The organism is Streptomyces sp. NPDC042346, assembly GCF_055581845.1.
Map to the genome: position 1 here is coordinate 134,738 of NZ_JBVJEH010000008.1, position 25,793 is coordinate 160,530.

The 25,793-nt window shown below is 69.3% G+C and carries 18 protein-coding genes; 5 read left to right on the forward strand and 13 right to left on the reverse strand.

All coding sequences use genetic code 11. The features are described from left to right. Positions 1–41: 41 nt before the first annotated feature. Entirely contained in the window at positions 42–1,160 is a 1,119-nt protein-coding gene (locus ACZ6K0_RS28775; RefSeq protein WP_469232899.1) for an alpha/beta fold hydrolase, read from the reverse strand. A 308-nt stretch (positions 1,161–1,468) separates the two neighbouring features. Here ACZ6K0_RS28775 and ACZ6K0_RS28780 point away from each other — a divergent pair, with 308 nt between their 5' ends. Further along, positions 1,469–2,683: a thiolase family protein gene (locus ACZ6K0_RS28780; RefSeq protein WP_024755102.1), complete on the forward strand. Its 1,215-nt coding sequence runs from the start codon at positions 1,469–1,471 to the stop codon at positions 2,681–2,683. Then, positions 2,680–4,818, forward strand: coding sequence for a 3-hydroxyacyl-CoA dehydrogenase NAD-binding domain-containing protein (locus tag ACZ6K0_RS28785; protein WP_376400875.1), 2,139 nt, complete (start codon positions 2,680–2,682; stop codon positions 4,816–4,818). Before ACZ6K0_RS28780 ends, ACZ6K0_RS28785 begins: the two co-directional genes overlap by 4 nt. Positions 4,819–4,932: 114 nt before the next feature. Here ACZ6K0_RS28785 and ACZ6K0_RS28790 read toward each other — a convergent pair whose 3' ends face one another. The 10 genes from ACZ6K0_RS28790 to ngcE all read right to left on the reverse strand — a co-directional run bounded on the left by ACZ6K0_RS28790 (position 4,933) and on the right by ngcE (position 18,387). Beyond that, complete coding sequence (locus ACZ6K0_RS28790; RefSeq protein WP_469232897.1) at positions 4,933–6,015, reverse strand: PLL family lectin; 1,083 nt, start codon at positions 6,013–6,015, stop codon at positions 4,933–4,935. Positions 6,016–6,111: 96 nt separating this feature from the next. After that, on the reverse strand, positions 6,112–7,626 hold the full coding sequence (locus ACZ6K0_RS28795) for an amino acid permease (RefSeq protein ID WP_376400880.1): 1,515 nt from the start codon (positions 7,624–7,626) through the stop codon (positions 6,112–6,114). Between the two features lie 120 nt (positions 7,627–7,746). Beyond that, positions 7,747–9,705, reverse strand: a complete 1,959-nt coding sequence (gene dxs, locus ACZ6K0_RS28800) for a 1-deoxy-D-xylulose-5-phosphate synthase (protein ID WP_376400883.1) — start codon at positions 9,703–9,705, stop codon at positions 7,747–7,749. A gap of 260 nt (positions 9,706–9,965) precedes the next feature. Continuing rightward, a complete protein-coding gene (locus tag ACZ6K0_RS28805) occupies positions 9,966–11,285 on the reverse strand; it encodes a sugar ABC transporter permease (protein WP_376400886.1) in 1,320 nt (439 codons plus the stop codon). Next, positions 11,282–12,070 (reverse strand): ATP-binding cassette domain-containing protein, encoded by a 789-nt coding sequence (locus ACZ6K0_RS28810; protein ID WP_078626871.1) that lies wholly within the window; start codon positions 12,068–12,070, stop codon positions 11,282–11,284. The genes ACZ6K0_RS28805 and ACZ6K0_RS28810 overlap by 4 nt, the downstream gene beginning before the upstream one ends. Positions 12,071–12,392: 322 nt before the next feature. After that, positions 12,393–13,457 carry a sugar ABC transporter substrate-binding protein gene (locus ACZ6K0_RS28815; RefSeq protein WP_376400889.1) on the reverse strand — a complete coding sequence of 355 codons (1,065 nt, stop codon included), beginning with the start codon at positions 13,455–13,457 and terminating at the stop codon, positions 12,393–12,395. A gap of 121 nt (positions 13,458–13,578) precedes the next feature. Then, on the reverse strand, positions 13,579–14,790 hold the full coding sequence (locus tag ACZ6K0_RS28820; protein ID WP_376400892.1) for an ROK family transcriptional regulator: 1,212 nt from the start codon (positions 14,788–14,790) through the stop codon (positions 13,579–13,581). 179 nt (positions 14,791–14,969) lie between these two features. Beyond that, positions 14,970–15,908 carry a carbohydrate ABC transporter permease gene (locus tag ACZ6K0_RS28825; protein ID WP_376400895.1) on the reverse strand — a complete coding sequence of 313 codons (939 nt, stop codon included), beginning with the start codon at positions 15,906–15,908 and terminating at the stop codon, positions 14,970–14,972. After that, positions 15,908–16,837 carry a carbohydrate ABC transporter permease gene (locus ACZ6K0_RS28830; protein WP_376400898.1) on the reverse strand — a complete coding sequence of 310 codons (930 nt, stop codon included), beginning with the start codon at positions 16,835–16,837 and terminating at the stop codon, positions 15,908–15,910. Before ACZ6K0_RS28830 ends, ACZ6K0_RS28825 begins: the two co-directional genes overlap by 1 nt. A gap of 101 nt (positions 16,838–16,938) precedes the next feature. After that, complete coding sequence (ngcE, locus tag ACZ6K0_RS28835; RefSeq protein WP_469232893.1) at positions 16,939–18,387, reverse strand: N-acetylglucosamine/diacetylchitobiose ABC transporter substrate-binding protein; 1,449 nt, start codon at positions 18,385–18,387, stop codon at positions 16,939–16,941. Positions 18,388–18,923: 536 nt separating this feature from the next. Between ngcE and ACZ6K0_RS28840 the strand changes: the two genes are divergently transcribed. Further along, entirely contained in the window at positions 18,924–19,841 is a 918-nt protein-coding gene (locus ACZ6K0_RS28840) for an FG-GAP repeat domain-containing protein (protein ID WP_469232892.1), read from the forward strand. A gap of 92 nt (positions 19,842–19,933) precedes the next feature. Here the strand turns inward: ACZ6K0_RS28840 and acnA are convergent, their stop codons facing one another. After that, positions 19,934–22,651, reverse strand: coding sequence for an aconitate hydratase AcnA (gene acnA / locus ACZ6K0_RS28845; RefSeq protein WP_469232890.1), 2,718 nt, complete (start codon positions 22,649–22,651; stop codon positions 19,934–19,936). Positions 22,652–22,872: 221 nt separating this feature from the next. Beyond that, positions 22,873–23,733 (reverse strand): maleylpyruvate isomerase N-terminal domain-containing protein, encoded by an 861-nt coding sequence (locus ACZ6K0_RS28850; RefSeq protein ID WP_469232888.1) that lies wholly within the window; start codon positions 23,731–23,733, stop codon positions 22,873–22,875. 117 nt (positions 23,734–23,850) lie between these two features. Between ACZ6K0_RS28850 and ACZ6K0_RS28855 the strand changes: the two genes are divergently transcribed. After that, positions 23,851–24,207, forward strand: coding sequence for a VOC family protein (locus tag ACZ6K0_RS28855; RefSeq protein ID WP_376400912.1), 357 nt, complete (start codon positions 23,851–23,853; stop codon positions 24,205–24,207). Between the two features lie 51 nt (positions 24,208–24,258). Further along, the gene (locus ACZ6K0_RS28860) at positions 24,259–25,788 is read left to right on the forward strand and encodes a helix-turn-helix domain-containing protein (RefSeq protein WP_376400914.1); all 1,530 of its coding nucleotides are present in this window, start codon (positions 24,259–24,261) and stop codon (positions 25,786–25,788) included. The last annotated feature ends 5 nt before the right edge of the window (positions 25,789–25,793 follow it).

The window sequence follows — 25,793 nt, forward strand, 5'->3', positions numbered from 1 at the left end:
CGGCCGGGGGCTCCACCGTCGTACGGGATCCCGCGCGGCGCCTACGGGACCGGGCTGAGGTCCCCGTTGGTGTCCATGTCGAAGACGCCGTGGGTCTTGCCGTCGACCTTGAGGTGCTTGAGCCAGTGCTTCGAGAGGTTGTGCACGTTCTTGTGCTGCATCTCCCAGACCACGGAATGGCCCGCGCAGGCCAGCTTGACCATCAGCTTGTGCGAACCCGCGACGGCGTCGTAGAGCGCGGGGACGGAGAAGTTGAGTTCCGGGTTCGTGTTGGGCGGTGACGTGTTCACCTGCTTGTCGTACTCCCCGTACACCATCAGTACGGGGACGCTGCCGCCGAGCACTCCGCCCTGGGCCGCAGTGGTGTTGTTCCACCCCCACCTGACGAAGTTCCTGATCCGGTTGAACCCCGTCGGGGGTCCCCACGTGCTGCCGATCGGGTCATTGGCCATGATCGCGTCCCAGGCCACGTCGACGATGCCGGGCGCGCGCTGCCCCTCGCAGGGCGCCTCGGCCTTCCAGCCCTGGTCGAACCCCGTCTTCCCGCCGATGAAGGTCGGGAAGCCCTGGAGCGGAAGCGCGGCCGGTGCGTTCGACGTGCCGAGGGGCGGGAAGATCGGCGCCAGCAGGAACAGGCTCGACACCTTCGTGGGGTTCTTGACCGCGTACGGGCCCATGGTGAACGCGGCGGCGGACCAGCCGACGAAGGCGACCTTCTCCACGCCGCACTCGGCGCGGATGAAGTCCACGACGGCGTTCAGCTCGTCCCGGTCGCTGTTCGAGTTGGTCAGCTGGAACGGGTAGCTCGGCGGGCCCGGAACGAATCCCGGCGGCCGCGGCGTCAGCAGGGGCTGCTGGGCCGGGTTGACGTTGTGGGGGTCGTCCATCTTGGGGCGCGGGGAGCGTCCGGACCCCTGGAGGTCCATCATGAAGACGTCGTAGCCGGCCTTCGCCAGCGCCTCGGCCCAGCTGTACGACTGGTGCTGGAGGTCGAAGCCCGCGAGCACCGGAACGCTCCGGCCGTGGAGCATGAGGACCGGCGTACGCGTCCCGACGGACGTGTCGCGCCGTTCCCTCACGAAGAGCTCGACCGCGTCGCCCGCGTTCGCGGGGACGGTGGACGTGTGGGGGACGGCGTGGTCGATGGTGACGATCGCCATGGGAGTCCTTTCCGTGCACAGCGCCGGGGCACGGTGCCCCGGCGCTGTGCAGCCTCCGCCCGCCGGCGGGTGTCCGCGGCGCGACGCGGCCGCCGCCCTGGGCCCATCGGGTTGCAGGACCGTTCGATCGGACGGGCGTACGCGGGGGGCGCGCGAGCGTCCCGGTGGGATCCTCGGGGTGTGACCTTCACCGCTTGCCCCCCAAGGACTGGGCAGCCCGGTTACTCACAAGTAGCATGGGGGAAGCAAGCGCACGCTTAGGCGTGTCGCCGCAGCAGTGCCATCCCGCACCCTGGAGGAGAGCCAACGTGCCTCGTAGCGTCAGGGATGTCGTCTTCGTCGACGGCGTCCGCACCCCGTTCGGCAAGGCGGGCCCGAAGGGCATCTACCACGAGACCCGCGCCGACGACCTCGTCGTCAAGGCCATCCGGGAGCTGCTGCGCCGCAACCCCGGCCTCGACCCCGCGAAGATCGACGAGGTCGCCATCGCCGCGACCACGCAGATCGGTGACCAGGGCCTGACCCTCGGCCGTACGGCGGGCATCCTCGCCGGGCTGCCGCAGTCGGTGCCGGGCTACTCGATCGACCGCATGTGCGCCGGCGCGCTGACCGCCGTCACCTCGGTCGCCGGTTCGATCGCCTTCGGCGCGTACGACGCCGTCATCGCCGGTGGTGTCGAGCACATGGGCCGCCACCCCATGGGCGAGGGCGTCGACCCGAACCCGCGGTTCGTGAGCGAGAAGCTGGTCGACGAGTCCGCCCTCTTCATGGGCATGACCGCCGAGAACCTGCACGACCGCTACCCGAGCATCACCAAGCAGCGCGCCGACGAGTACGCCGTGCGCTCGCAGGAGAAGGCCGCCAAGGCGTACGCCGACGGCAAGATCCAGCAGGACCTGGTGCCGATCTCGGTGCGCCGTACCGACGCCTCCACCGGCGAGACCGGCTGGGGCCTGGTCACCGCCGACGAGCCGATGCGCCCGGGCACCACCCTGGAGTCGCTGGCCAACCTGAAGACGCCGTTCCGCGTCCACGGCAACGTCACCGCGGGCAACGCGGCCGGTCTCAACGACGGCGCCACCGCCTCGATCATCGCCTCCGAGGACTTCGCCCGCGAGCACGACCTCCCGGTCAAGATGCGCCTCGTCTCGTACGCCTTCGCCGGCGTCGAGCCCGAGGTCATGGGCTACGGCCCGATCCCGGCGACCGAGAAGGCCCTCGCCAAGGCCGGTCTGTCGATCGAGGACATCGACCTCTTCGAGGTCAACGAGGCCTTCGCGGTCCAGGTCCTCGCGTTCCTGGAGCACTACGGCATCGCCGACGACGACGCCCGCGTCAACCAGTACGGCGGCGCCATCGCGTACGGCCACCCGCTCGCCTCCTCCGGCGTCCGTCTGATGACGCAGCTGGCCCGCCAGTTCGAGGAGAACCCGCAGGTCCGCTACGGCCTCAACACCATGTGCGTCGGCTTCGGCATGGGCGCGACGGTCATCTGGGAAAACCCCCACTGGGAGGGCAAGTGAGCACCACCGCCGAGCTTCTGAAGGGCGCCGCCGCGCTCTTCCCCGACGAGGTCGTCACGAGCGCCCACGTACGGCACTTCGAACTGCCCGCCGGTGCCGGTCGGTTCGCGCTGATCACGCTGGACAACGGCTTCGACCACACCAAGCCGACCACCTTCGGCCCGCAGTCGCTCGCCAACCTGAACGCGGCGATCGACCAGGTCGAGGCGGAGGCCGCCAACGGTGAGATCACCGGCGCCGGCATCACCGGCAAGCCGTTCATCTTCGCCGTCGGCGCCGACCTCAAGGGCGTCGAGCTGCTGAAGAAGCACGACGAGGCCCTCGCCATCGGCAAGGGCGGCCACGACGTCTTCAAGCGTCTGTCCGCGCTCGCCGTGCCGACCTTCGCGTACTACAACGGCGCGGCCATGGGCGGCGGCGTCGAGGTCGGTCTGCACTGCACCTACCGCACCGTGTCGAAGGCCCTGCCGGCGTTCTCGCTGCCCGAGGTCTTCCTCGGCCTGGTGCCCGGCTGGGGCGGCTGCGCGATCCTGCCGAACCTGATCGGCGCCGAGAAGGCCGTCTCGGTCGTCATCGAGAACTCGCTGAACCAGAACCGTCAGCTCAAGGGCAAGCAGGTCTTCGAGCTCGGCATCGCCGACGCGCTGTTCGAGGGCGCGGACTTCCTGGAGCAGTCGCTGATCTGGACGGCCTCCGTCCTGAACGGCTCCGTCACCGTCGAGCGCCCCGAGATCGACCGCGGCGAGGGCTGGGACCAGGCCGTCGCCAAGGGCCGTGCCATCGCCGACTCCAAGGTGCACGGCGCCGCCCCGGCCGCCTACCGCGCCCTCGACATCATCGAGGCCGCCAAGGACGGGGACCTGCAGAAGGGCTTCGACGCCGAGGACCAGGCCCTCGCGGACCTGATCATGGGCGGCGAGCTGCGCTCCGGCATCTACGCCTTCAACCTGGTGCAGAAGCGCGGCAAGCGTCCCGCCGGTGCCCCGGACAAGTCGCTGGCCCGCCCGGTCACCAAGGTCGGTGTCGTCGGCGCCGGTCTGATGGCCTCCCAGCTGGCCCTGCTCTTCCTGCGCCGCCTCGAGGTGCCGGTCGTCCTGACCGACATCGACCAGGAGCGCGTCGACAAGGGCGTGGGCTACGTCCACGCCGAGATCGAGAAGCTGCTCGGCAAGGGCCGGATCAACCAGGACAAGGCCAACCGTCTCAAGGGCCTGGTCTCCGGTGTCCTGGACAAGGCCGAGGGCTTCGCCGACGCGGACTTCATCATCGAGGCCGTGTTCGAGGAGATGTCCGTCAAGCAGAAGGTGTTCGCGGAGGTCGAGGCGGTCGCCCCGGCGCACGCGATCCTCGCCACCAACACCTCCTCGCTGTCGGTCTCCGAGATGGCGTCGAAGCTCCAGCACCCGGAGCGCGTGGTCGGCTTCCACTTCTTCAACCCGGTCGCGATCCTCCCGCTCCTGGAGATCGTCCGCGGCGAGCAGACGGACGAGGCCTCCCTGGCCACCGCGTTCGGTGTCGCGAAGAAGCTGAAGAAGACCGCGGTCCTGACGAAGGACGCCCCGGCGTTCGTCGTGAACCGCATCCTCACCCGCTTCATGGGCGAGATCCAGAACGTCATCGACGAGGGCACGTCGGTCGAGACGGCCGAGAAGGCCATCGAGCCGCTCGGCCTGCCGATGTCGCCGCTGGTCCTCCTGGAGCTCGTCGGCCCGGCGATCGGTCTGCACGTCTCCGAGACCCTGAACCGCGCCTTCCCCGAGCGCTTCACCGTCTCCCCCAACCTGAAGGCCGTCGTCGAGGCCGGCAAGCGCGGCTTCTACGTCTACAAGCCCGAGAACGGCTTCAAGCCGGAGCTCGACCCCGAGGTCGCCGCCCTCCTCGTCCAGGGCGACTCCGTCCTGACGGAGGAGCAGGTCCGCGACCGCGTCCTGGACGCGGTGGCGCAGGAGATCGGCCTGATGCTGGAGGAGGGTGTCGTCGCCGAGGCGCAGGACATCGACCTCTGCCTGATCACGGGCGCGGGCTGGCCCTTCCACCTGGGCGGCATCACGCCGTACCTGGACCGTGAGGGCGTCTCCGAGCGCGTCAACGGCAAGCGTTTCCTGGCGCAGGGCGTGGCGAGCGTCCCGGCGTAACACCGGAGTTCACCCCCTCAGGGCGTACGCGAACGGCCCCGGCACCTTCTCCAGGTGCCGGGGCCGTTCCCGTGCGAGAGGGGTACGGGGGCGGGCTCGCCCCCGTCACCGGGCTCAGCCCACGGGGCGCCAGCCCTCCAGGAGAAGGCCGTCCGCCGCCGCCTTCTGGCGCGTGGTGACCAGCGTCTTCCCGCCGGCCAGGGCCATCGCGACCAGGCGCCCGTCGAGGCCCCGGGTGAGGACCGTGGTCAGCTCCCCGCGCGCCTCACCGGTCTCCGACCAGCGGGCGCCCGACTCCTCCTGCTCGCTCGGGTAGGCGGCGAGGGCGAGCCGGCCGTCCGCCGACTGCTGGGCGAGGACCGTGCAGTCGAAGCCGTCGATCAGACAGCGGGTCGCGGTCAGCCGTCCCGTACCGACCGCGTCGGCGAGCCGCACCGGCGCCAGACCGCGCCCCGGGGACCAGGCGCGGATCCCGCCGTCCTTGTCGCCGTAGTAGACCGTCACGTGCCCCGACGGGCCCGTCACCGCCGCGAGCGTGCCGAAGGCGACCTCCGCCGGCACCACGTCCTGCCGGACGGGCTTGGCCCCGGACTCCTCCTGGACGTACCGGAGGAGGCCCTTCGCGGTCGCCGTGAGGAGCTCGACGCGCCCCTGGCCGTTGACCGCCGCCACCGGGGACGGGTCGGTGCCCGAGCCGTGCAGGTCCCACCACGGGTGCCAGCCGCCCGCGTCCTTCTGCGCCCGTACGCTCAGCCCGCCGCCGCCGTTCCGTACGAAGGCGTACGCGCGGCCCTGGGCGTCCACCGCGACGGCCGGGTTGCCCGTCCACGGTCCCTTGCCGTTCGAGTGTCCGATGGAGCGCCACGCCACGGCCGGACGGCCCGTCTGGAACTGGATGCTGTGCACCAGCTCGACGTGCTCCTCGTCCCCGGCCGTGGGCCGCAGCCCGACGAGGTGGACGTAGCGGTCGGCGCCCTGGCCGACCGCGAGGAAGGGCGTCAGCCCGTCGCCGCCGAGCGAGACCGGCCCGCTCCAGCCGCCCTCGGGCTCCTCGGTCCAGCGCATCACCTCACCCGCCCGGGGCAGGTACGCGCTGAACCGTCCCTCCTCCCCTCTCGTCAGCCAGCTGCCCTGGAGGAGAGGGGCGGAAGTGGAACCGTGGGCAGAGGCTGTGGGGGCCTGGGATCGATTCGCCATGGGGGGATCCAGCGCTCCGGTCGTCGGGGGAGTTCGGGTACGAACCGACTGTAGTCGCCCGCCCGAACGCCTCTGCCCGCCCGGTGCCTTGCCCGCTCAGTACCGCGCTTCCCGGCCCTGCTGACCCAACCGGCTGTGCTTGCGCCCGTACAGGAAGTACACGACGATGCCGATCACCATCCACACCGCGAAGCGGAACCAGGTCTCGCCCGGCAGGTTGAGCATCAGCCAGAACGAGGCGGCGATGGAGATGATCGGCAGCACCGGCACCCAGGGAGTGCGGAAGGAGCGCGGCAGGTCGGGGCGGGTGCGGCGGAGCACCATGACGCCGACGGCGACGACGACGAAGGCGAAGAGCGTGCCGATGTTCACCAGGGTCGCGAGCTCGTTGATGCTGGTGAAGCCGGCGACGATGGAGATGATCACACCGAGCAGGATCGTCGGGCGGTACGGGGTCCGGAACTTCGGGTGCGTGACCGAGAAGAAGCGCGGCAGCAGGCCGTCGCGGCTCATCGCGAAGAAGACGCGGGTCTGGCCGAGGAGCAGGATCAGACAGACCGTGGTGAGGCCGACGGCGGCGCCGAAGCTGATCACGCCGGCGTAGAAGGGATGCCCGGCGGCTTTGAAGGCGTCGGCGAGCGGGGCGCTCACCGACAGCTCGGTGTAGTGCTGCATGCCGGTGACGACGAGGGCCACGGCCACGTACAGCACGGTGCAGATGAGGAGGGAGCCGAGGATGCCCCGGGGCATGTCCCGCTGCGGCAGCTTGGTCTCCTCGGCGGCGGTGGCGACCACGTCGAAGCCGATGAAGGCGAAGAAGACGACCGAGGCGGCGGTGAAGATGCCCATCACGCCGAAGTTGGTCGGCTCGTAGCCGAAGAGGACCGTGAGGAGCGGGGAGTCCCAGTTGGAGCCGCCGCCCTCCGGGGTGACGGCCGGCGGGATGAACGGCTTGTAGTTGTCGCCGACGATGAAGAACAGGCCGGCGATGATCACGATCATCACCACGGTGACCTTGATGGCCACGACGACCGCGGTGATCCGGGCGGAGAGCTTCATGCCCAGGACGAGGACCACGGTCAGCACCAGGACCAGCAGGAACGCCAGGATGTCGAAGGTTCCGCCCGCCACGTCCGGGCCTTCGAGCGAGGCCGGCAGGTGCCAGCCGATGTTGTCCATCAGCGAGCGGACGTACCCCGACCAGCCGACGGCGACCACCGCCGTACCGAGGGCGAACTCCAGGACGAGGTCCCAGCCGATGATCCAGGCGGGCAGCTCGCCGATCGAGGCGTACGCGAAGGTGTACGCCGATCCCGCCACCGGCACCGTCGAGGCGAACTCGGCGTAGCAGAGGGCGGCGAGGGCGCACACGATGCCGGCCGCCACGAAGGCGAGGGCCGTGGCCGGTCCCGCGTTCTCCTTGGCGACCTTGCCGGTGAGGACGAAGATGCCGGTGCCGATGATGACGCCGACGCCGAAGACGGTCAGATCCCATGCCGACAGGGATTTCCGGAGCGCGTGCTCGGGTTCCTCCGTGTCGCGGATCGACTGCTCGACCGATTTGGTCCGGAAGATTCCGGAGTTCGCCCGTGGCTGCTGGTCCGTACTCACCGTCGTACCTCCATGCCAGGGAACTGCCCGCTTTAGGGTCAGAATGCACGCGGAAGGGCCGGTCGGCACTCCGAAGAGTGATCCGACCGGCCCAAAGGTGACGCGGGGTGACGTCGTTCGTCAGTCGCGCGCGGGCTCCACGGCCTTCGCGCTGGTGTCGGTGGGGGTCCCCCCTGCTCGAGCGGAGTCGAGAGCTCGGGGGAGGCCGTCCAGACGCGAGACCAGACCGGTGACCTGACGGGCGATGTCCGGGGCGGTCAGCCCGATCTCGGCCATGACCTCGCCGCGCGAGGCGTGGTCGAGGAAGCGCGGCGGGATGCCGAAGTCACGCAGCGGCACGTCCACTCCGGCGTCGCGCAGCGCCTGGGCGACGGCCGAGCCGACGCCGCCGACACGGCTGTTGTCCTCGACGGTGACGACGACGCGGTGGCGCTCGGCGAGCGGGGCGAGGGCCTCGTCGACGGGCTTGACCCAACGGGGGTCGACGACGGTGGTGGAGATGCCCTGCCGGTCGAGGAGGTCGGCGATCTCCAGGCACATGGGCGCGAGGGCGCCCACGGAGACCAGGAGGACGTCCGGCCGGTCGGAGCCGGGCTCGCGGAGCACGTCCATGCCGCCGACGCGGCGCAGGGCCGGTACGGCGGGGCCGACGGCGCCCTTGGAGAAGCGGACGACGGTCGGGGCGTCGGTGACCTCGACGGCCTCGCGCAGCTGGGCGCGGACCTGGTCGGCGTCGCGCGGTGCGGCGAGCCGCAGGCCGGGTACGACCTGGAGGATCGACATGTCCCACATGCCGTTGTGGGAGGCGCCGTCGGTGCCGGTGACGCCGGCCCGGTCCAGGACGAAGGTGACGCCGCACTTGTGCAGGGCGACGTCCATGAGGACCTGGTCGAAGGCGCGGTTGAGGAAGGTCGCGTAGACGGCGAAGACCGGGTGGAGTCCGCCGGTGGCAAGGCCGGCCGCGGAGACGGCGGCGTGCTGTTCGGCGATGCCGACGTCGAAGACCCGCTCGGGGAAGGCCTTGGCGAACTTGTCGAGGCCGACGGGCTGGAGCATGGCCGCGGTGATCGCGACGATGTCCGCGCGCTCCTTGCCGAGCTCGACCATCTCCTGGGCGAAGACGCCCGTCCAGTCGGCGCCCGAGGAGGCGATGGGCAGACCGGTGTCGGGGTGGATCTTGCCGACGGCGTGGAAGCGGTCGGCCTCGTCCTGGAGGGCCGGCTGGTAGCCGCGGCCCTTCTCGGTGAGGCAGTGGACGATGACCGGGCCGCCGAAGCGCTTGGCGCGGGTCAGCGCGGACTCCAGTGCCTCGATGTCGTGGCCGTCGATGGGGCCGACGTACTTGAGGCCGAGGTCCTCGAACATGCCCTGCGGGGCGATGAAGTCCTTGAGGCCCTTCTTGGCGCCGTGCAGGGTCTCGTAGAGCGGCTTCCCGACGACCGGGGTGCGCTCCAGGATGTCCTTGCCGCGGGCGAGGAAGCGCTCGTAGCCGTCGGTGGTGCGCAGGGTCGCCAGGTGGTTGGCGAGGCCGCCGATGGTCGGGGCGTAGGAGCGCTCGTTGTCGTTGACGACGATGACGAGCGGGCGGTCCTTGGCGGCGGCGATGTTGTTCAGCGCCTCCCAGGCCATGCCGCCCGTGAGGGCTCCGTCGCCGATGACGGCGACGACGTGGTCGTCCTTCTTCAGGACCTCGTTGGCCTTGGCGAGGCCGTCGGCCCAGCCGAGGACGGTCGAGGCGTGCGAGTTCTCGATCACGTCGTGCTCGGACTCCGCCTGCGAGGGGTAGCCGGAGAGGCCGCCCTTCATCTTGAGCTTGGAGAAGTCCTGGCGGCCGGTGAGCAGCTTGTGGACGTAGCTCTGGTGTCCGGTGTCCCAGAGGACCTTGTCCTTCGGGGAGTCGAACACCCGGTGCAGGGCGATGGTCAGCTCGACCACACCGAGGTTGGGGCCGAGGTGCCCGCCGGTCTTGGAGACGGCGTCCACGAGGAACGTCCTGATCTCGTCGGCCAGCTGGTCCAGCTGTTCCGGGGAAAGCCGGTCCAGATCTCGCGGTCCCCTGATACGGGTCAGCAGAGCCACCCGTGCCTCCTTGCGTTTGAGCTGGTCGAGCTTGCCGATTTGTCGAGTCTAATGTTCCGTCTTGGATCGCGGGCATCGGGCCAGGGGGTGAGGCGTCACCCTCATGGCGGACGGTCCGCTGATCTGTACGGCTCTGTGCGTGGATCTGTACGGCTCTGTACGTGGATCTGTACGGGCGGTGCACTGCTCCGGACGCAGCAGTGCCCGGCGCCGGTTTCGCGGCGCCGGGCGGTGTGGCGAGCGTTACGCGCGGGGCGACCCTACGCGCGGCCGGCCGTCTTCTGCGTCTTGCGGGAGACCGAGTCGATGATCACGGCGATGAGCAGGACCGCTCCGGTGATCATGTACTGGATCGCGTTCGAGGACAGGTTCATCTGGTTGAGGCCCTGGACGATCGACTGGATGACCAGGATGCCCAGGAGCGCCGACCAGACCTTGCCGCGTCCGCCGAAGAGGGACGTGCCGCCGATGACCGCCGCGGCGATGCACATCATGAGCTGGTTGCCGCCGCCGAGGGAGCGGTCGGCGCCGCCGGTGGCGGAGGCGAGGAAGAGGCCGCCGATCGCGCCCATGGTGCCGGAGATCATGAAGACCGAGATCCGGATCCACGAGACGTTGATGCCGGCGCGGCGCGCCGCCTCGATGCCGCCGCCGACCGCGAAGACCTGCCGGCCGTACGTGGTGCGGCGCAGGACGAAGTCGGTGACCAGCAGGATCACCAGGAAGATCACCAGGGAGAGCGGGAGGCCCTGCTCCTGGTTGAAGCCGTACGCGGCGACGAGGACCAGGACCGCCAGGACGGCGGTGCGCAGGATGATCTCGCTCTGCGGGCGGTGCGGGAGCTCGGCGGCCTTGCGGCGGCGCGAGTCGCGCAGCTGGGCGAGGTAGAAGGCGGCGACGACGACCACGGCGAGGCCGTAGGCGGCGGCGACGTCGGAGAAGTAGTACTTCGTGAGGTCGCCGACGAAGCTGCCGATCGGCGTGGGGATGGTGGACCGGTCGCCCATCACCCAGGTCTGCAGGCCGGCCCAGCCGAGGAAGCCGGCGAGGGTGACGACGAAGGCGGGCACGCCGATCTTGGCGAAGATCAGACCGTGGAAGGCGCCGATCAGGGTGCCGGAGAGGATGCCGAGGACGATCGCGAGCCCGTCCGGCATGTCCGTGCCGAGGACGCCCCAGACCGCGCCGGCGAGGCCCGCCACGGAGCCGACGGCGAGGTCGATCTCGCCGAGCAGCAGGACGAAGACGATGCCGACGGCCATGATGCCGGGGCCGACCGCGTACAGCGTGATCTGGTCGAGGTTGTACGAGGTGATGAAGTTGCCGGTGAGGGCCTGGAAGACGATGCCGATGACGATGAGGCCGACGACGACCGGCAGCGAGCCGATCTCGCCGGAGCGGATCTTGCGCTTGAACTCGTCGACGTAGCCCTTGAGGCCCTGCTGGCGGACGAGGAGGCGGGGGTCGACGGCGGGGATCGCGGCGGCGGCCGGGGCCTGCTCGCCCGTCCGGGGGTCCGGCACGGCCGCCTGGTCGCTCGCGGCCTGAGCGGGCTGCGGGGTCTGCGGGGTCTTGCTCACTTCGCTACCTCCGCGTTGCGCGCCTGGCGGCGGGTCACGGCGTTGTCCGTGGCTCCCGTGATCGCGGCGATGATCTCTTCGTGCGTGGTGGTGGCCACCGGGAAGGTGCCGTTGTTCCGGCCCAGGCGCAGCACCGCAACGGTGTCGGCGACGGCCTTCACGTCGGCCATGTTGTGGCTGATGAGGATGACGCCGAGGCCCTGCTCGCGCAGCCGCTCGACCAGGTCGAGGACCTGTGCGGTCTGCTCGACGCCGAGGGCGGCGGTCGGCTCGTCCAGGATCACGATCTTGGGGTTGCCGACGAGGGCGCGCGCGATGGCGACGACCTGCCGCTGACCGCCGGAGAGGGCGGCGACGGGGATGCGGACGCTGGGGATGCGGATGGAGAGGGTCGAAAGGAGGTCCTTCGCCCGCTTCTCCATGGCGACCTCGTCGAGGACGCCGCCCTTCTTGATCTCCCGGCCGAGGAACAGGTTGGCGACGACGTCGAGGTTGTCGCAGAGCGCGAGGTCCTGGTAGACGGTCGCGACACCGAGGTTCTGGGAGTCGTGCGGGCGGTTGATCTCGACCGGCTCGCCCTCCCACTCGATGACGCCCTCGTCGATGGGGTGCACGCCGGCGATCGTCTTGACGAGCGTCGACTTGCCCGCTCCGTTGTCGCCGACGAGCGCGACGACCTCTCCTGCGTGGACTTCGAGATCGACACCGGAGAGGACCTGAACCGCTCCGAACCGCTTGAAGATCCCGCGCAACGCCAACACGGGCGTCTGGGACACGTGAACCAACTCCTTCGCCACCGGTGCGGCGGCGGGCATGGCGCGCCGCCCGGGCGGCGCCGAAATCTGAGGGGGGCTTGCACGTCCGGCTCCCGGACCGACAGCGGGGTCTGGGTCGGCCGGGAACCGGACGGCGTGGGTGGGGACGGAACCCGTTCGTGGTGCGTATCCGCCGCGCACTCCTTCACCTCTTGCACGTGGCGGCCGGCCGGGGGGCCGGTCGCACGGGCGGGAAGCGGGGACGGGGCGGTCGTACGCGACGCACGGGGGTCCGTCGCCGGGGAGCCGGGCCCGTGAGGGCCCGGCCGGGCTCAGGACGAGGCCCGGAGGGTTACTTGATGCCCAGCTCGGTGCACTTGGCGGCGAGGTCCGCGGTGCAGATGTCGGCGGCCTTGTAGATGCCGTCGGCGATCACCGTGGACTGGATGTTGGCCTTGTCGACCACGACCGGGGGGAAGAGCGTGGAGGGCACGCCGTCGGTCGCGCCCTGCGCGCCGAGCTCCTTGCCCTTGAGCAGGTTCACCGCGAACTTGGCGGCCTCGGGGGCCAGCTGGAGCGGCGACTTGTAGATCGTGAAGGTCTGCGAGCCGGCGACGATGCGCTGGATGCCCGCGACCTCGGCGTCCTGGCCGCCGACCGGGACGTTCTTGACGCCGGCGTTCTCGAGGGAGGTGATGATGCCTCCGGCCATGCCGTCGTTGGCGGAGTAGACGGCGCCGATCTTGTCCTTGCCGACCGAGGAGATCGCGGCGGACATCTTCTCGCCGGCGACCTTCGGGTCCCACTCGCCGGACGCCTCGTAGGCGACCTTGCCGACCTTGCCGTCGAGCGCGGTGTGGGCGCCCTTCTTGAACAGCGCGGCGTTCGGGTCCTTCTCGTCACCGTTGATCATCACGACGTTGGCGGTGGCGGCCTTGGAGCCGAGGGCGGCGAGGAGCGCCTGGCCCTGGAGCTCGCCGACCTTGTTGTTGTCGTGGCTGACGTAGGCGTCGGCACCCGGGATGGCACGGTCGTACGCGACGACCTTGACGCCCTTGGCCTTCGCGTCCTTGAGCCAGCCCGCGGCCTTGGCCGAGTCCACCGGGTCGAGGGCGATGACCTTGACGCCGTCGGCGATCAGCTGGTCGAACTGCTGCTTCTGCTTGACGATGTCGGAGACCGCGTTGTTGTACACGATCTCGCAGTCGGAGCAGGCGGCCTTGACGGCCTTCTCGAACTGGGGCTTGTCCAGGGCCTCGTAGCGCGAGGTCTTGTTCTCGGGAAGGAGCAGACCGATCTTGGTCGAGCTGCCCTTGTCTTCGCTGTCTCCGCCACCGGCCTGGCCACAGGCGGCGAGCGAGAGGGCCATCGAGACCGCGGCCGTGGCTATGACGGCGCGACGCGTCACTGCGTTCATTGGGGTTGCCTCCCTGACGAGGCCGCGACGTTGCGGCCGAGGATGCACGAAGTCAACTCGGCCGCAACACCGTCGTCAAGAAGTAAATTCTTAACGAGATGACAACGGTGCCTTTCGTTATCTAAGTGAAGGCAGGCGTGGAGGTCGGGGCGGCCGCGGGCAGCGGGCTCTCCAACAGGGTCGAATCGCCCATCTCGCTCAGGACGAGGGCGAGGGCGCCCAGCACCTCCGCACGCCCGCCGAGCGCCCCCTGGGCCAGCGAGAGCTGCCGGGCGGCGCTGGGGATCGCGTACCGCGAGACGGAGTCCCTGATGGGCGCGAGCACCAGCTCGCCGGCCTCCGCGAGGTCGCCGCCGAGCACCACGCGGCTGGGGTTGAGGAGGTTGCAGAGGTTGGCGATGCCGCTGCCGATGTGCCGGCCGACATCGGCGATCACCCGGCGGCAGCCGGGGTCGCCCGCCCTGGCCAGCTGGACGACCCGTTCCATGGTCAGGTCCGGGCCGTGGCTGGGCTGGAGGAGCGGCAGGACGTAGCGGGCGGCGGTGAAGGTCTCCAGGCAGCCGCGGTTGCCGCAGCGGCAGACCGGTCCCGACTCGTCGAGGGTGATGTGCCCGATCTCGCCGGCGGTGCCGCCGGGGCCGCGGTAGACCCGCCCGTCGATGACGAGACCGGCACCGACGCCGCTGGCCACCTTGATGTACGCGAGGTCCTTGACGCCCCGCCCGCTCCCCCAGACCAGCTCGCCGAGCGCGCCCAGGTTGGCGTCGTTGTCGACGTGCACGGGGACGCCGAGGCGGCGGGAGAGCTCCTCGGCCGGGTTGATGCCGCTCCAGCCCGGCAGGATCGAGGTCGAGCCGAGCAGGCCGGAGGAGACGTCGATGGGGCCCGGTACGCCGAGACCGACGCCGATGACCTTGTCGCGGCCGATCCCGGTGGCCTCGATCAGCCGGGTGACCAGCTGCTCCGCCCGGTCGAAGCCCTCGGCGGCGGAGGCGTCCACGTCGAGCGGCTCGGCCTCCTCCGCCAGCACCTGATGGGCGAGGTTGCCGACGGCGACCCGCAGGTGGGTGTGGCCGAAGTCGACGCCGATGACGATGCCCGCGTCCCCGGAGAGCGAGACGCTGCGGGCCCTGCGGCCGCCCGCGGAGGTCGGGGTGACGTCGACCGTCCCGCCGTCCTTCAGCTCCCGCACGATGTTGGAGACCGTGGCGGCGGACAGGCCCGTCGCCCGGGCGATCTCCGCCTGGGTGAGCGAGCCGGCCATCCGCACCGCCCGGACGACCCGTTCGAGATTGGCCCTGTGCAGAGATGTCTGCGACCCCGGAGTCTCCATCGACTCACTCACTCCCACCGATTTCTCCAACATGTGAACCCTAAGGGGACGCTTTCGCCTTGCCCCCCGTCAAGACCTTGAGCGAGGGGCGTCGGGTGTCACGGCACACGAAGGGCCCCCGGCGCGGCGGCGCCGGGGGCCCTTCGGGGGTGTCGGAGAGGGCCGGAGAGGCCCGGGGATCACTTCACGGCGCCGGCGGTCAGACCGGCCACCACCTGCCGCTGGAAGATGATGTACGCGGCGAGGACCGGCAGCATGGCCATCACCAGACCCGCGAAGAGGCCGGACCAGTCGCCCTTGTAGCCCTGGCTGACGGCGAGCTGGACCAGACCCTGCGAGAGCACCTTCTTCTCCGGCTCGGTGTTGAGCACCGTCGGCAGCAGGTACTGGTTCCACTGGCCGAGGAAGTTGAAGATGCCGACGCTGATCAGACCGGGCTTGGCCATCGGCAGCATCACCTGGAAGAAGGTCCGGGTGTGCGAGGCGCCGTCCACGAAGGCCGCTTCCGCCACCGAGGTCGGCAGGGTGCGGAAGAAGGCGGTGAGGAAGAAGACGGTGAACGGCAGCGAGTACGCGATGTAGACGAGGATCAGGCCGTGCAGGGTGTTGAGCAGGGCCATGTTCTGCATCACGTAGAACAGCGGCACCAGCGCCAGGATGATCGGGAAGCTCATCCCTCCGATGAAGAGGAAGTAGATGAAGCGGCTGCCCGGGAAGTCGAAGCGGGCCAGCACGTAGGCCGCCATCGAGCCGAGGAGCAGCGTGCCGAAGAGCGAGCCGCCGACCACCAGGATGGTGTTCAGGAAGTAGTCGCTCATGTGCGCTTCGGTCCAGGCGCGCGACCAGTTCTCGAAGTGCAGCTTGTCGGGCAGCGCCCACGGCGAGGTGAAGATCGCCCTGTCGGTCTTGAAGGAGGTCATGACCGCCCAGAGCAGCGGCATGACGACCATGATCGCCCAGAGGATGAGCATGCCGTGCGAGAAGACGTTGAGGGCCGCGCCCTCGGCCTTGGCGGTCTTGCGCGGGGCGGCCGGCGGCGTCTTGGTGAGCACGGGACCGGAGCCGGACGGGGAGCCGGGGGTCTCGACGCCGGTGACGGCAGTGTCGGTCGTCTTCATCAGAACTCCAGCCGCTCGCGTCGGCCCAGCTTCATCACGACGGCCGCGAAGGCCAGCGTGACGACGAGGAGCGCGACACCGATGGTCGTTGCGTAGGCGGCCTGACCGTCCCGGAACGCCTTCTGGTACACGTACAGCGGAAGGACGATGGTGGAGTAGTCCGGCCCGCCGCCGTTGGGGCCTACGGTCATGATCTGGACGACGGCGAAGGACTCCGCGCCGAGCGCCAGGATGCCCATGTAGATCCACCCGGACTGCACGGTGTCCCAGAGCAGCGGCAGGGTGATCTTGAAGAAGGTGGTGAAGCGGTTCGCTCCGTCGAGGAGGGCCGCCTCGTAGAAGTCCCGCGGGATCGACGCCATGCCGGCCGAGAACAGGACCACGAAGAATCCGACCGTGGACCAGACGAGAACCACCATCACGCAGATGAGGGCGAGGTCCGGGTCGCCGAGCCAGTCCGGCTGAATACTGTCGAGACCGACACCCTTCAGTACGGAATTGATCGCTCCGCTGTTCGGGTTGTAGGCGAACTGGAAGAGCAGCGCGACGATCGCGATCGACAGCACCTGCGGGAAGAAATAGACGATCTTATAGAACGACGATCCGCGTACGCCCGCGATGGCCGCTCCCCTGCGGCGCCGACCGCCGACATTGAGCATGAAGGCGAAGAACAGCGCGAGGCCGACGGTCACCAGCGGCAGTACCACCGCGAAGGTCAGACTGTGCTGGAGCGATTTCCAGAAGACCTCGTCGTCCAGCATTCTGCTGTAGTTGTCGAACCCGACCATCCCGAATTCGGGACTCAGCCCGGTCCAGTCCGTGAACGAGTAGTAGATGGACTGGATGAACGGCCAGATGACGAACAGCGCGTAGAGCGCGAGGGGGGCCGCCAGGAACCCCACGATGAAACGGTACTTGCCGTGTTGCATTTCCTACCGACCCCGATCTTCCCGCGGAGGCGCGCCGCTGCTGCCACGCGCTAGGGGGCCGGGGCCCGCTCCCGGTCGGCGGGAAGGGGCCCCGGCACTGCTCACTGGTGCTTGTAGTGCTTGATCGAGGAGTCCTGGGCCGCCTCGTCGGCGAACTTCTGGATCTTCTTGATCGTCTCGGCCGGGGTGGCGCGGCCGGCCATCAGCTCGCCGATACCGGCGACACCGATCTTCTCCTTCTGCAGCGCGACGTACCAGTCCTGCAGACGGGGGTTGACGACGTTCTGGCCGGCCTTGTCCAGGGCGGCGACGCCGGACTTGAGGCCCGGGGTCAGCTCGATGCCGTCGGTGCCGCCGTTGAGGGCGGTCAGCGACTTCACGGACTGCGTGAAGTTCTTGGAGGAGGCCTCGCTGAGCATGATGCGCAGCTGCTCCATGCCGCCCTCGGCGTTCTTCGCCTTCGCGGGGACGATGAAGGGCTCGCCGCCGGACGCCCAGATCGTGCCGAACGGCAACTTGTCGGAGGCGTCCAGGCCGGTCGGGCCGGAGACGGCCAGGTTGAAGTCGGCCGGCATGGTCTTCGCCGCCTCGTTCTCGACCCAGGAGCCGTTCGGGATGAACAGCGCCTTGCCCTCGGTCCAGGCGGTCTGCGACTGGATGTGGTCGAGGCCGGGGGTGCCCTTGAGGACGTACCCCTTCCTGACGAGCTCGTAGTACGCCTCGAAACACGCCTTGACCGCGGGGTGCTCCCAGGCCTTCGGCTCCAGGTTGTCGATGGCGTCCAGGACCTCGCGGCCGCCGACCTTGGCGATCATCGGGTACAGCGAGAACGGGACGTAGTACGGGTGCTTGCCCGCGTACGTCCAGCCGGCGATGCCCTTCTTCTTGGCCTTCTCGCAGACGGCCAGCATCTCGTCCCAGGTCTCGGGGTACTTGGCGTCGAGGGAGTCGAGCAGCTTCTGCGAGTACCAGACGCCGTAGACCGTGTAGGCGTAGTACATGATCCACACCGGGTCGCCGTCGAACTGGCCCATCTCGACGATGCCGGGACGCAGGGTCTCGCGGACCGTCTTCTTCGGGTCGTCGACGGAGGGCGAGTCGAGCAGCGGGGTGAGGTCCATCAGCTGCTTCTGGCCGACGAGGACACCCATGTCCATCTGCTCGGCGCCGGAGTTGTCGATGAGGTCCGGCGGGGTGCCACCGTTGAAGCGCGGCTGCAGCGTGGTGGTGATCTTCTGAGTCGGGGTGAACTTGACCTTCGCCTTGGGATAATTCGTCTCGTAGATCTTGATGGCGTCCTTGGCGTAGTCCTGCCCGAAACCACCGTCGAAGAGGACGAAATCAAGCCCTGCCGACTCGTTCACCCCGAGCGGGTTCTTTTCGGACTTCTGGCCCTTCTCGACCTTTCCGTTGCCACTGGCGTCGCTGCTCGCGCAGGCGGAGAGGAAGCCCATCGTCGGCACCGAGATCAGACCGATCGCCGCGGAACGCTTGATCAGATCGCGACGGCCGAGGCCGCCCTCATTGGTGTGTGCGGAGGTGGATCCCATGCTCAAGTCCTCGCCTTCATTCAGGACTCAGGCGGTGTACCGGTCGCCCGTACTCACTCGCCTCAGGCGAAGGGCCCCGCCACCGCGGTCATTTGCAGCCGGGTCGTGCACGCGTCGGGCCTCGCCGGAGCTTTCCGACGGGCTGGACGCCGACAGGTATAGTCCACTTCCCTTCACCGGAGCAAGATCGAAAGCAGGTTTCAGCAACCATCTTTCCCGAGTTGAGACCTCCGGGATAAGCGCGCCGAATCTGCGGCGTTTCGTCCAACCGTTGGCCCTGTAACACCCTTGACAGCACATCAGACCTCCACATATTGGGGGCCTTGCCGCACGATTGGCTGGACCGAACCGTGCCGAGTGGTGCGCTGCGGGGGCAAAAGGGGACATACGTCCGTGACCGAAACAGTTGTGTCACAGACCCGTCGCCCGGTGAAGATTCCGTAAGGAAGGGCGAGATCATAGAGGTCTCGCCGACGCCCGTCCTCGCGACGGAGGCACGGCGAACCTGCCTGTTACCTACGCATCTGGAGTATTACGTGGCCAAATCTTCTGGCCTGAACCGTACGGGCGTTCTGACCCGTGTCACGGTCGCGGCGATCACGGCGGCCCTGGTGGGCACGACGACCTCCGCGGTCGCGGCGGACGCGCCGCAGCCCGACCGCTCCGCGACCGGCGTCGTGGAGTCGGCGCCGCGCGCCGGCGCGCTCGCCGCCACGGCCGCGGTGACGCCGAGGAACTCCCTCTACGGCGCCGTCAGCAGCGGCGCGCTCTACCGCTACGACCTCAACGGCACCGGTGGCCTGAAGGCCTCCGTGAGCAGCGGCAGCGGCTGGCAGTACAGCAAGTTCATCACGCAGGCGGACCACAACGCCGACGGTCGCTCGGACGCCCTCTGGTTCGTCGAGAACGGCCGTCTCGCCCACATGCGGTTCGACGCCAACCCGACCGACATCGGCGGCGGCTGGGGCAGCTACACCAAGGTGTTCTCGGCGAGCAACACCGGCGGCGGCGCCGCCGACGACCTGTTCGCGCGGGACACCTCGGGCGTGCTCTGGCACTACCTGGGCTACGGCACCGGCAAGCTCACCCCGCGCTACAAGGTCGGCACCGGTTGGAACGCCTACAACCAGATCACCGGCAAGGGCGACCTGACCAACGACGGCAAGGCCGACATCGTCGCGCGTGACGGTTCGGGCGTGCTGTGGCTGTACAAGGGCACCGGCAACTACAAGGCGCCCTTCACCACCCGCACCCGCATCGGCGCCGGCTGGGGCGGCTTCAACAACCTGCTCTCCGTCGGCGACATCAACTACGACGGCATCGCGGACCTCACCGCCCGTGACGGTTCGGGTGCGCTGTGGCTGTACAAGGGCACGGGTAACGCGTCCTCCCCGTTCCACACCAAGGTAAAGATCGGCACGGCCGGCTGGAACGGCTTCCGCCTCATGTTCTGATCCTTCGTCCGCCTCCGGGTGAACGAGCGAAAGGGCCCCGCTCCTCTTCCGAGGAGCGGGGCCCTTTCCGCTTGCTACCGGATCAGCGGGGGTCAGCCACGGATCAGGTTGCGGAGCACGTACTGCATGATGCCGCCGTTGCGGTAGTAGTCCGCCTCGCCGGGGGTGTCGATGCGGACGACCGCGTCGAACTCGACACCGGTGTCGGTGGTGACCTTGACCGTGCGCGGCGTGGTGCCGTTGTTGAGCTCCTCGACGCCGGTGAAGGAGAAGGCCTCCTCGCCGGTCAGGCCGAGGGACTCGGCGTTCGCGCCCTCCGGGAACTGGAGCGGCAGGACGCCCATGCCGATGAGGTTCGAGCGGTGGATGCGCTCGTACGACTCGGCGATGACGGCCTTGACGCCCAGGAGCGCGGTGCCCTTGGCGGCCCAGTCGCGGGACGAGCCGGAGCCGTACTCCTTGCCCGCCAGGATCGCGAGCGGGGTGCCCTGCTCGATGTAGTTGCGCGAGGCGTCGTAGATGAACGACACCGGCGCGTCCGCCTGGGTGAAGTCGCGGGTGAAGCCGCCCTCGGTGCCCGGCGCGATCTGGTTGCGCAGGCGGATGTTGGCGAACGTGCCGCGGATCATGACCTCGTGGTTGCCTCGGCGCGAGCCGTAGGAGTTGAAGTCACGACGCTCCACACCGTGCTCGGTGAGGTACTTGCCAGCCGGGGTGTCGGCCTTGATGGCGCCGGCCGGGGAGATGTGGTCGGTGGTGACCGAGTCGCCCAGCTTGGCCAGGACGCGCGCGCCGACGATGTCGGTGACCGGGGTGGTCTCCATCGTCATGCCCTCGAAGTACGGGGGCTTGCGGACGTAGGTGGACTCGGTGTCCCACTCGAAGGTGTTGCCGGTCGGGATCGGCAGCGCCTGCCACTGGGCGTCGCCCGCGAAGACGTCCTGGTAGGACTTGTTGAACATGTCCTCGCCGATGGCGTTGGCGACGACGTCGTTGACCTCGGCCTCCGTCGGCCAGATGTCGGCCAGGTAGACGGGCTTGCCGTCCTGGTCGATGCCGAGGGCGTCCTTGGTGACGTCGACCTTCATCGAGCCGGCGAGCGCGTACGCGACGACCAGCGGCGGCGAGGCCAGGTAGTTCATCTTGACGTCGGGGTTGATGCGACCCTCGAAGTTTCGGTTGCCCGAGAGCACCGAGGTCACGGCCAGGTCGTGCTCGTTGACGGCCTTGGAGACCTCCTCCGGCAGCGGGCCGGAGTTGCCGATGCAGGTGGTGCAGCCGTAGCCGACGAGGTTGAAGCCGACCTTGTCGAGGTACGGGGTCAGGCCCGCCTTGTCGAAGTAGTCGGTGACGACCTTCGAGCCCGGGGCGAGGGTGGTCTTGACCCACGGCTTGCGGGTCAGGCCCTTCTCCACGGCCTTCTTCGCGACGAGCGCGGCGGCGACCATCACGTACGGGTTCGACGTGTTGGTGCAGGAGGTGATCGCGGCGACGGTGACGGCGCCGTGGTCGATCTCGTACGTCGAGCCGTCGGGGGCCGTCACGAGGACGGGCTTCGACGGGGCGCCGTTCGGGTGGTTCGCCGGGGCGTCGGAGGCCGGGAAGGACTCCTTGCCCGCCTCGTCCGCCTCGTCGACGTAGTTGCGCACGTCGAGCGCGAACTGCTGGGCGGCGTTCGCGAGGACGATGCGGTCCTGCGGGCGCTTCGGGCCGGCGATGGAGGGGACGACCGTGGAGAGGTCGAGCTCCAGCTTCTCGGAGAAGTCGGGCTCGGCGGCCGGGTCGAGCCAGAGGCCCTGCTCCTTGGCGTACGCCTCGACGAGCGCGACCTGCTGGGCGTCGCGGCCGGTCAGACGCAGGTACTTCAGGGTCTCGTCGTCGATCGGGAAGATCGCGGCGGTGGAGCCGAACTCCGGCGACATGTTGCCGATGGTGGCGCGGTTCGCGAGGGAGGTCGCGGCGACGCCCTCACCGTAGAACTCGACGAACTTGCCGACGACGCCGTGCTTGCGCAGCATCTCGGTGATCGTGAGGACCAGGTCGGTGGCGGTGGTGCCGGCCGGGAGCTCGCCGGTCAGCTTGAAGCCGACGACGCGCGGGATGAGCATGGAGACCGGCTGGCCGAGCATCGCGGCCTCGGCCTCGATGCCGCCGACGCCCCAGCCGAGCACACCGAGGCCGTTGACCATGGTGGTGTGGGAGTCGGTGCCGACGAGGGTGTCGGGGTACGCCTGGCCGTTGCGGACCATGACCGTACGGGCCAGGTGCTCGATGTTCACCTGGTGGACGATGCCGGTGCCCGGGGGGACGACCTTGAAGTCGTCGAAGGCGGTCTGGCCCCAGCGCAGGAACTGGTAGCGCTCCTTGTTGCGGCCGTACTCCAGCTCGACGTTCTGGCCGAAGGCGTCCGCGGTGCCGAACTTGTCGGCGATGACCGAGTGGTCGATGACCAGCTCGGCCGGGGAGAGCGGGTTGACCTTCGCCGGGTCGCCGCCGAGCTCCTTGACGGCCTCGCGCATGGTGGCGAGGTCGACGACGCAGGGCACACCGGTGAAGTCCTGCATGATCACGCGCGCGGGCGTGAACTGGATCTCCTGGCTCGGCTGAGCCTGCGAGTCCCAGCCGCCGAGGGCACGGATGTGATCGGCGGTGATGTTCGCGCCGTCCTCGGTGCGGAGCAGGTTCTCCAGGAGGACCTTCAGGCTGTAAGGGAGGCGCGCGGAGCCCTCGACCTTGTCCAGCTTGAAGATCTCGTACGACTCGTCGCCCACGCGCAGCGTGCTGCGGGCGTCGAAGCTGTTCGCCGACACGACAGTCTCCTTCATCAATGTGCGCGTACTACCGTCATGCTGCCGCCACGACCCCTCGCCGATCCGCTAAGGTAAGGCTAAGTTAGGTAACCCTTACCGGGCGGGCGGCCACGGTGCGCCGTAAGCAGTTATCTCGATGTCGAGATAACTCTAGTGCATCCCCGCCGCTCGGTCATGCCCGGCCGCCCCGTGAATCCGCGGTGGCGCGCGTCACCCCCCGGTCAGGGGGTGGCGACCAGCTCGCCGAGGCGCGTGGCGAGCCACGGTCTGCGGCCGCCGGCTCGCATGCGGCCCTGGACGATCGCCTTCCAGATCGGCGTGCGCCGGAAGGAGACCAGCAGGAACGCGGCCGGCGTCACCGTGATCCGGCAGTCGTACGCGCGGGGCGGGGCGTCGCGGGTCACCGTCATCGTCCCGTCGTCGACGACGATCGCCAGCCTCGGACCGCCCTTGACGACCAGGTCGAACGCGATGCGGACGCCCCGCGCCTTCGCCGCGTCCAGCGCCAGGCTCATCATCGTGGGCATCGACTGCCCGATCACCAGGCTCGCCTCGTCCGGGCCGATCGGCCACGGGAGCCGCGCGCCGCGCGCGATGTCCAGGCCGTGCACGAGGGTCTCGCTGAGCATCAGGCCGGTCACGACCGCCACCGTGAGCGTCGGCTCCGACCCGTACCAGGGAGCGGTGACGGGGGTGTCAGGGGCGAGGCCCTCGGTGGTCCGCAGGAACCTCTCGCCCCGTTCGGCGAGGAGGTCGCCGAGCCGGGCGCGCCCTTCGTCGTCGAGGAGGCCGACGGAGGTGGCGTTCATGGCCGTGATCCGCTCGACGAAGGGCAGGTCGCCGGGCGGCAGGACGTCACCCCACTCCACGGACCCGTCGGCGGAGACGACGGAGCCGTACGCGAGATACACGGAGGCGAGGTGCGCGCCGACGTCGCCCACGGTCCACACCGGGACGCCGGAGGGCGCCTCCAAGTCGGGAACGTCGCCCAGCAGCCCCACGAGTCGCGGGATCGCGGCGGCCAGCGCGGCGCGGGTCCTCCGGTGCTCGGTGACCGGATCGAATGCCGTGACGGTGCCCATGCGACTCCCCCAAGCGGTGGACGGGCCCGCACGTTACCGCCGAGTAGTGCCGCAGCGATAGACACCGATGGCCGCGCACGGATGGCCGGGGGCGTCCGACGGGTCGAGGATCGAACCATGTTCAGCGGCGCGCACGTGATTCTCTACACCCGGGACGCGGAGGCCGACCGCGCGTTCCTCAAGGACGTCCTCGGCTTCGACCACGTGGACGCCGGCCGGGGGTGGCTCATCTTCAAGCTGCCGCCCGCCGAGATCGCCGTGCACCCCACGGAGGGCGAGCCGAAGCACGAGGTCTACCTCATGTGCGACGACCTCACCCGCACCCTGACGACCCTGGACGAGCGGGGCGCCACGATCTCACGCCCCATCACCGAGCAGCCCTGGGGCCTGCTCGCGGCCGTCCGGCTGCCGAGCGGCACCGAACTCGCCCTGTACGAACCGCGTCACCCGACCGCGCACACCCTGTCACCCTGACGGCCCACCCCAATGGAGATCGTCATCTCATATCTGAGATAACGTGACGCCATGGCAGACGACTACCTCGTACGCATCGGCAAGCTCATCCGTGACGCCCGTCAGCACCGTGGCTGGACACAGACGCAGCTTGCCGAGGCGCTGGCCACGAGCCAGAGCGCCGTCAACCGGATCGAGCGCGGCAACCAGAACATCAGCCTTGAGATGATCGCCCGGATCGGCGAGGCCCTCGACAGCGAGATCGTGGCCCTGGGTTACGCGGGTCCCATGCACCTCCGCGTCGTCGGGCGCCGCCGGCTCTCCGGAGCCATCGACGTCAAGACGAGCAAGAACGCCTGTGTCGCGCTGCTCTGCGCGTCGCTCCTCAACAAGGGCCGCACGGTCCTGCGCCGGGTCGCCCGCATCGAGGAGGTCTTCCGGCTCCTGGAGGTCCTCAACTCCATCGGGGTGCGCACCCGCTGGATCAACGACGGGGTGGACCTGGAGATCGTGCCGCCCGCCGAGCTGGACATGGAGTCCATCGACGCCGAGGCCGCGATCCGCACCCGCTCGATCATCATGTTCCTCGGCCCGCTGCTGCACCGCATGGACCGCTTCAAGCTGCCGTACGCCGGCGGCTGCGACCTCGGTACGCGCACGATCGAGCCGCACATGATCGCGCTGCGCCGCTTCGGCCTGGACATCACGGCCACCGAGGGGATCTACCACGCCCAGGTCGAACGCTCGGTCTCCCCCGACCGCCCGATCGTCCTGACCGAGCGCGGCGACACCGTGACCGAGAACGCGCTCCTCGCCGCGGCCCGCCACGACGGCGTCACGGTCATCCGCAACGCCTCCTCCAACTACATGGTCCAGGACCTGTGCTTCTTCCTGGAGGCGCTGGGCGTCCGCGTCGACGGCATCGGCACCACCACCCTGACCGTGCACGGCGTGCCGCAGATCGACGTCGACGTCGACTACTCCCCCTCCGAGGACCCGGTCGAGGCGATGAGCCTGCTCGCGGCGGCCGTCGTCACCGAGTCGGAGCTGACGATCCGCCGGGTCCCGATCGAGTTCATGGAGATCGAACTCGCGGTCCTGGAGGAGATGGGCCTCGACCACGACCGCTCGGCCGAGTACGCCGCCGACAACGGCCGCACCCGCCTCGTCGACCTGACGGTCCGCCCCTCCAAGCTGGAGGCGCCGATCGACAAGATCCACCCGATGCCCTTCCCGGGCCTGAACATCGACAACGTCCCCTTCTTCGCGGCCATCGCCGCCACGGCGCAGGGCAAGACCCTCATCCACGACTGGGTCTACGACAACCGCGCCATCTACCTCACCGACCTCAACCGCCTCGGCGGCCGCCTCCAGCTCCTCGACCCCCACCGCGTCCTGGTCGAGGGCCCCACCCGCTGGCGCGCCGCCGAGATGATGTGCCCGCCGGCCCTGCGGCCCGCGGTCGTCGTCCTCCTGGCGATGATGGCGGCCGAGGGCACGTCGGTCCTGCGGAACGTGTACGTCATCAACCGCGGTTACGAGGAGCTGGCGGAGCGCCTCAACTCGGTTGGCGCACAGATCGAGATCTTCCGGGACATCTGACATCC

What these genes read in the sequence shown, in the direction of transcription:
- ACZ6K0_RS28775 (WP_469232899.1), bottom strand. Translation starts at nt 1,160, where the DNA reads ATGGCGATCGTCACCATCGACCACGCCGTCCCCCACACGTCCACCGTC.
- ACZ6K0_RS28790 (WP_469232897.1), bottom strand. Translation starts at nt 6,015, where the DNA reads ATGGCGAATCGATCCCAGGCCCCCACAGCCTCTGCCCACGGTTCCACT.
- ACZ6K0_RS28815 (WP_376400889.1), bottom strand. Translation starts at nt 13,457, where the DNA reads ATGAACGCAGTGACGCGTCGCGCCGTCATAGCCACGGCCGCGGTCTCG.
- ACZ6K0_RS28820 (WP_376400892.1), bottom strand. Translation starts at nt 14,790, where the DNA reads ATGGAGACTCCGGGGTCGCAGACATCTCTGCACAGGGCCAATCTCGAA.
- ACZ6K0_RS28825 (WP_376400895.1), bottom strand. Translation starts at nt 15,908, where the DNA reads ATGAAGACGACCGACACTGCCGTCACCGGCGTCGAGACCCCCGGCTCC.
- ACZ6K0_RS28830 (WP_376400898.1), bottom strand. Translation starts at nt 16,837, where the DNA reads ATGCAACACGGCAAGTACCGTTTCATCGTGGGGTTCCTGGCGGCCCCC.
- ngcE (WP_469232893.1), bottom strand. Translation starts at nt 18,387, where the DNA reads ATGGGATCCACCTCCGCACACACCAATGAGGGCGGCCTCGGCCGTCGC.
- ACZ6K0_RS28850 (WP_469232888.1), bottom strand. Translation starts at nt 23,733, where the DNA reads ATGGGCACCGTCACGGCATTCGATCCGGTCACCGAGCACCGGAGGACC.
- ACZ6K0_RS28855 (WP_376400912.1), top strand. Translation starts at nt 23,851, where the DNA reads ATGTTCAGCGGCGCGCACGTGATTCTCTACACCCGGGACGCGGAGGCC.
- ACZ6K0_RS28860 (WP_376400914.1), top strand. Translation starts at nt 24,259, where the DNA reads ATGGCAGACGACTACCTCGTACGCATCGGCAAGCTCATCCGTGACGCC.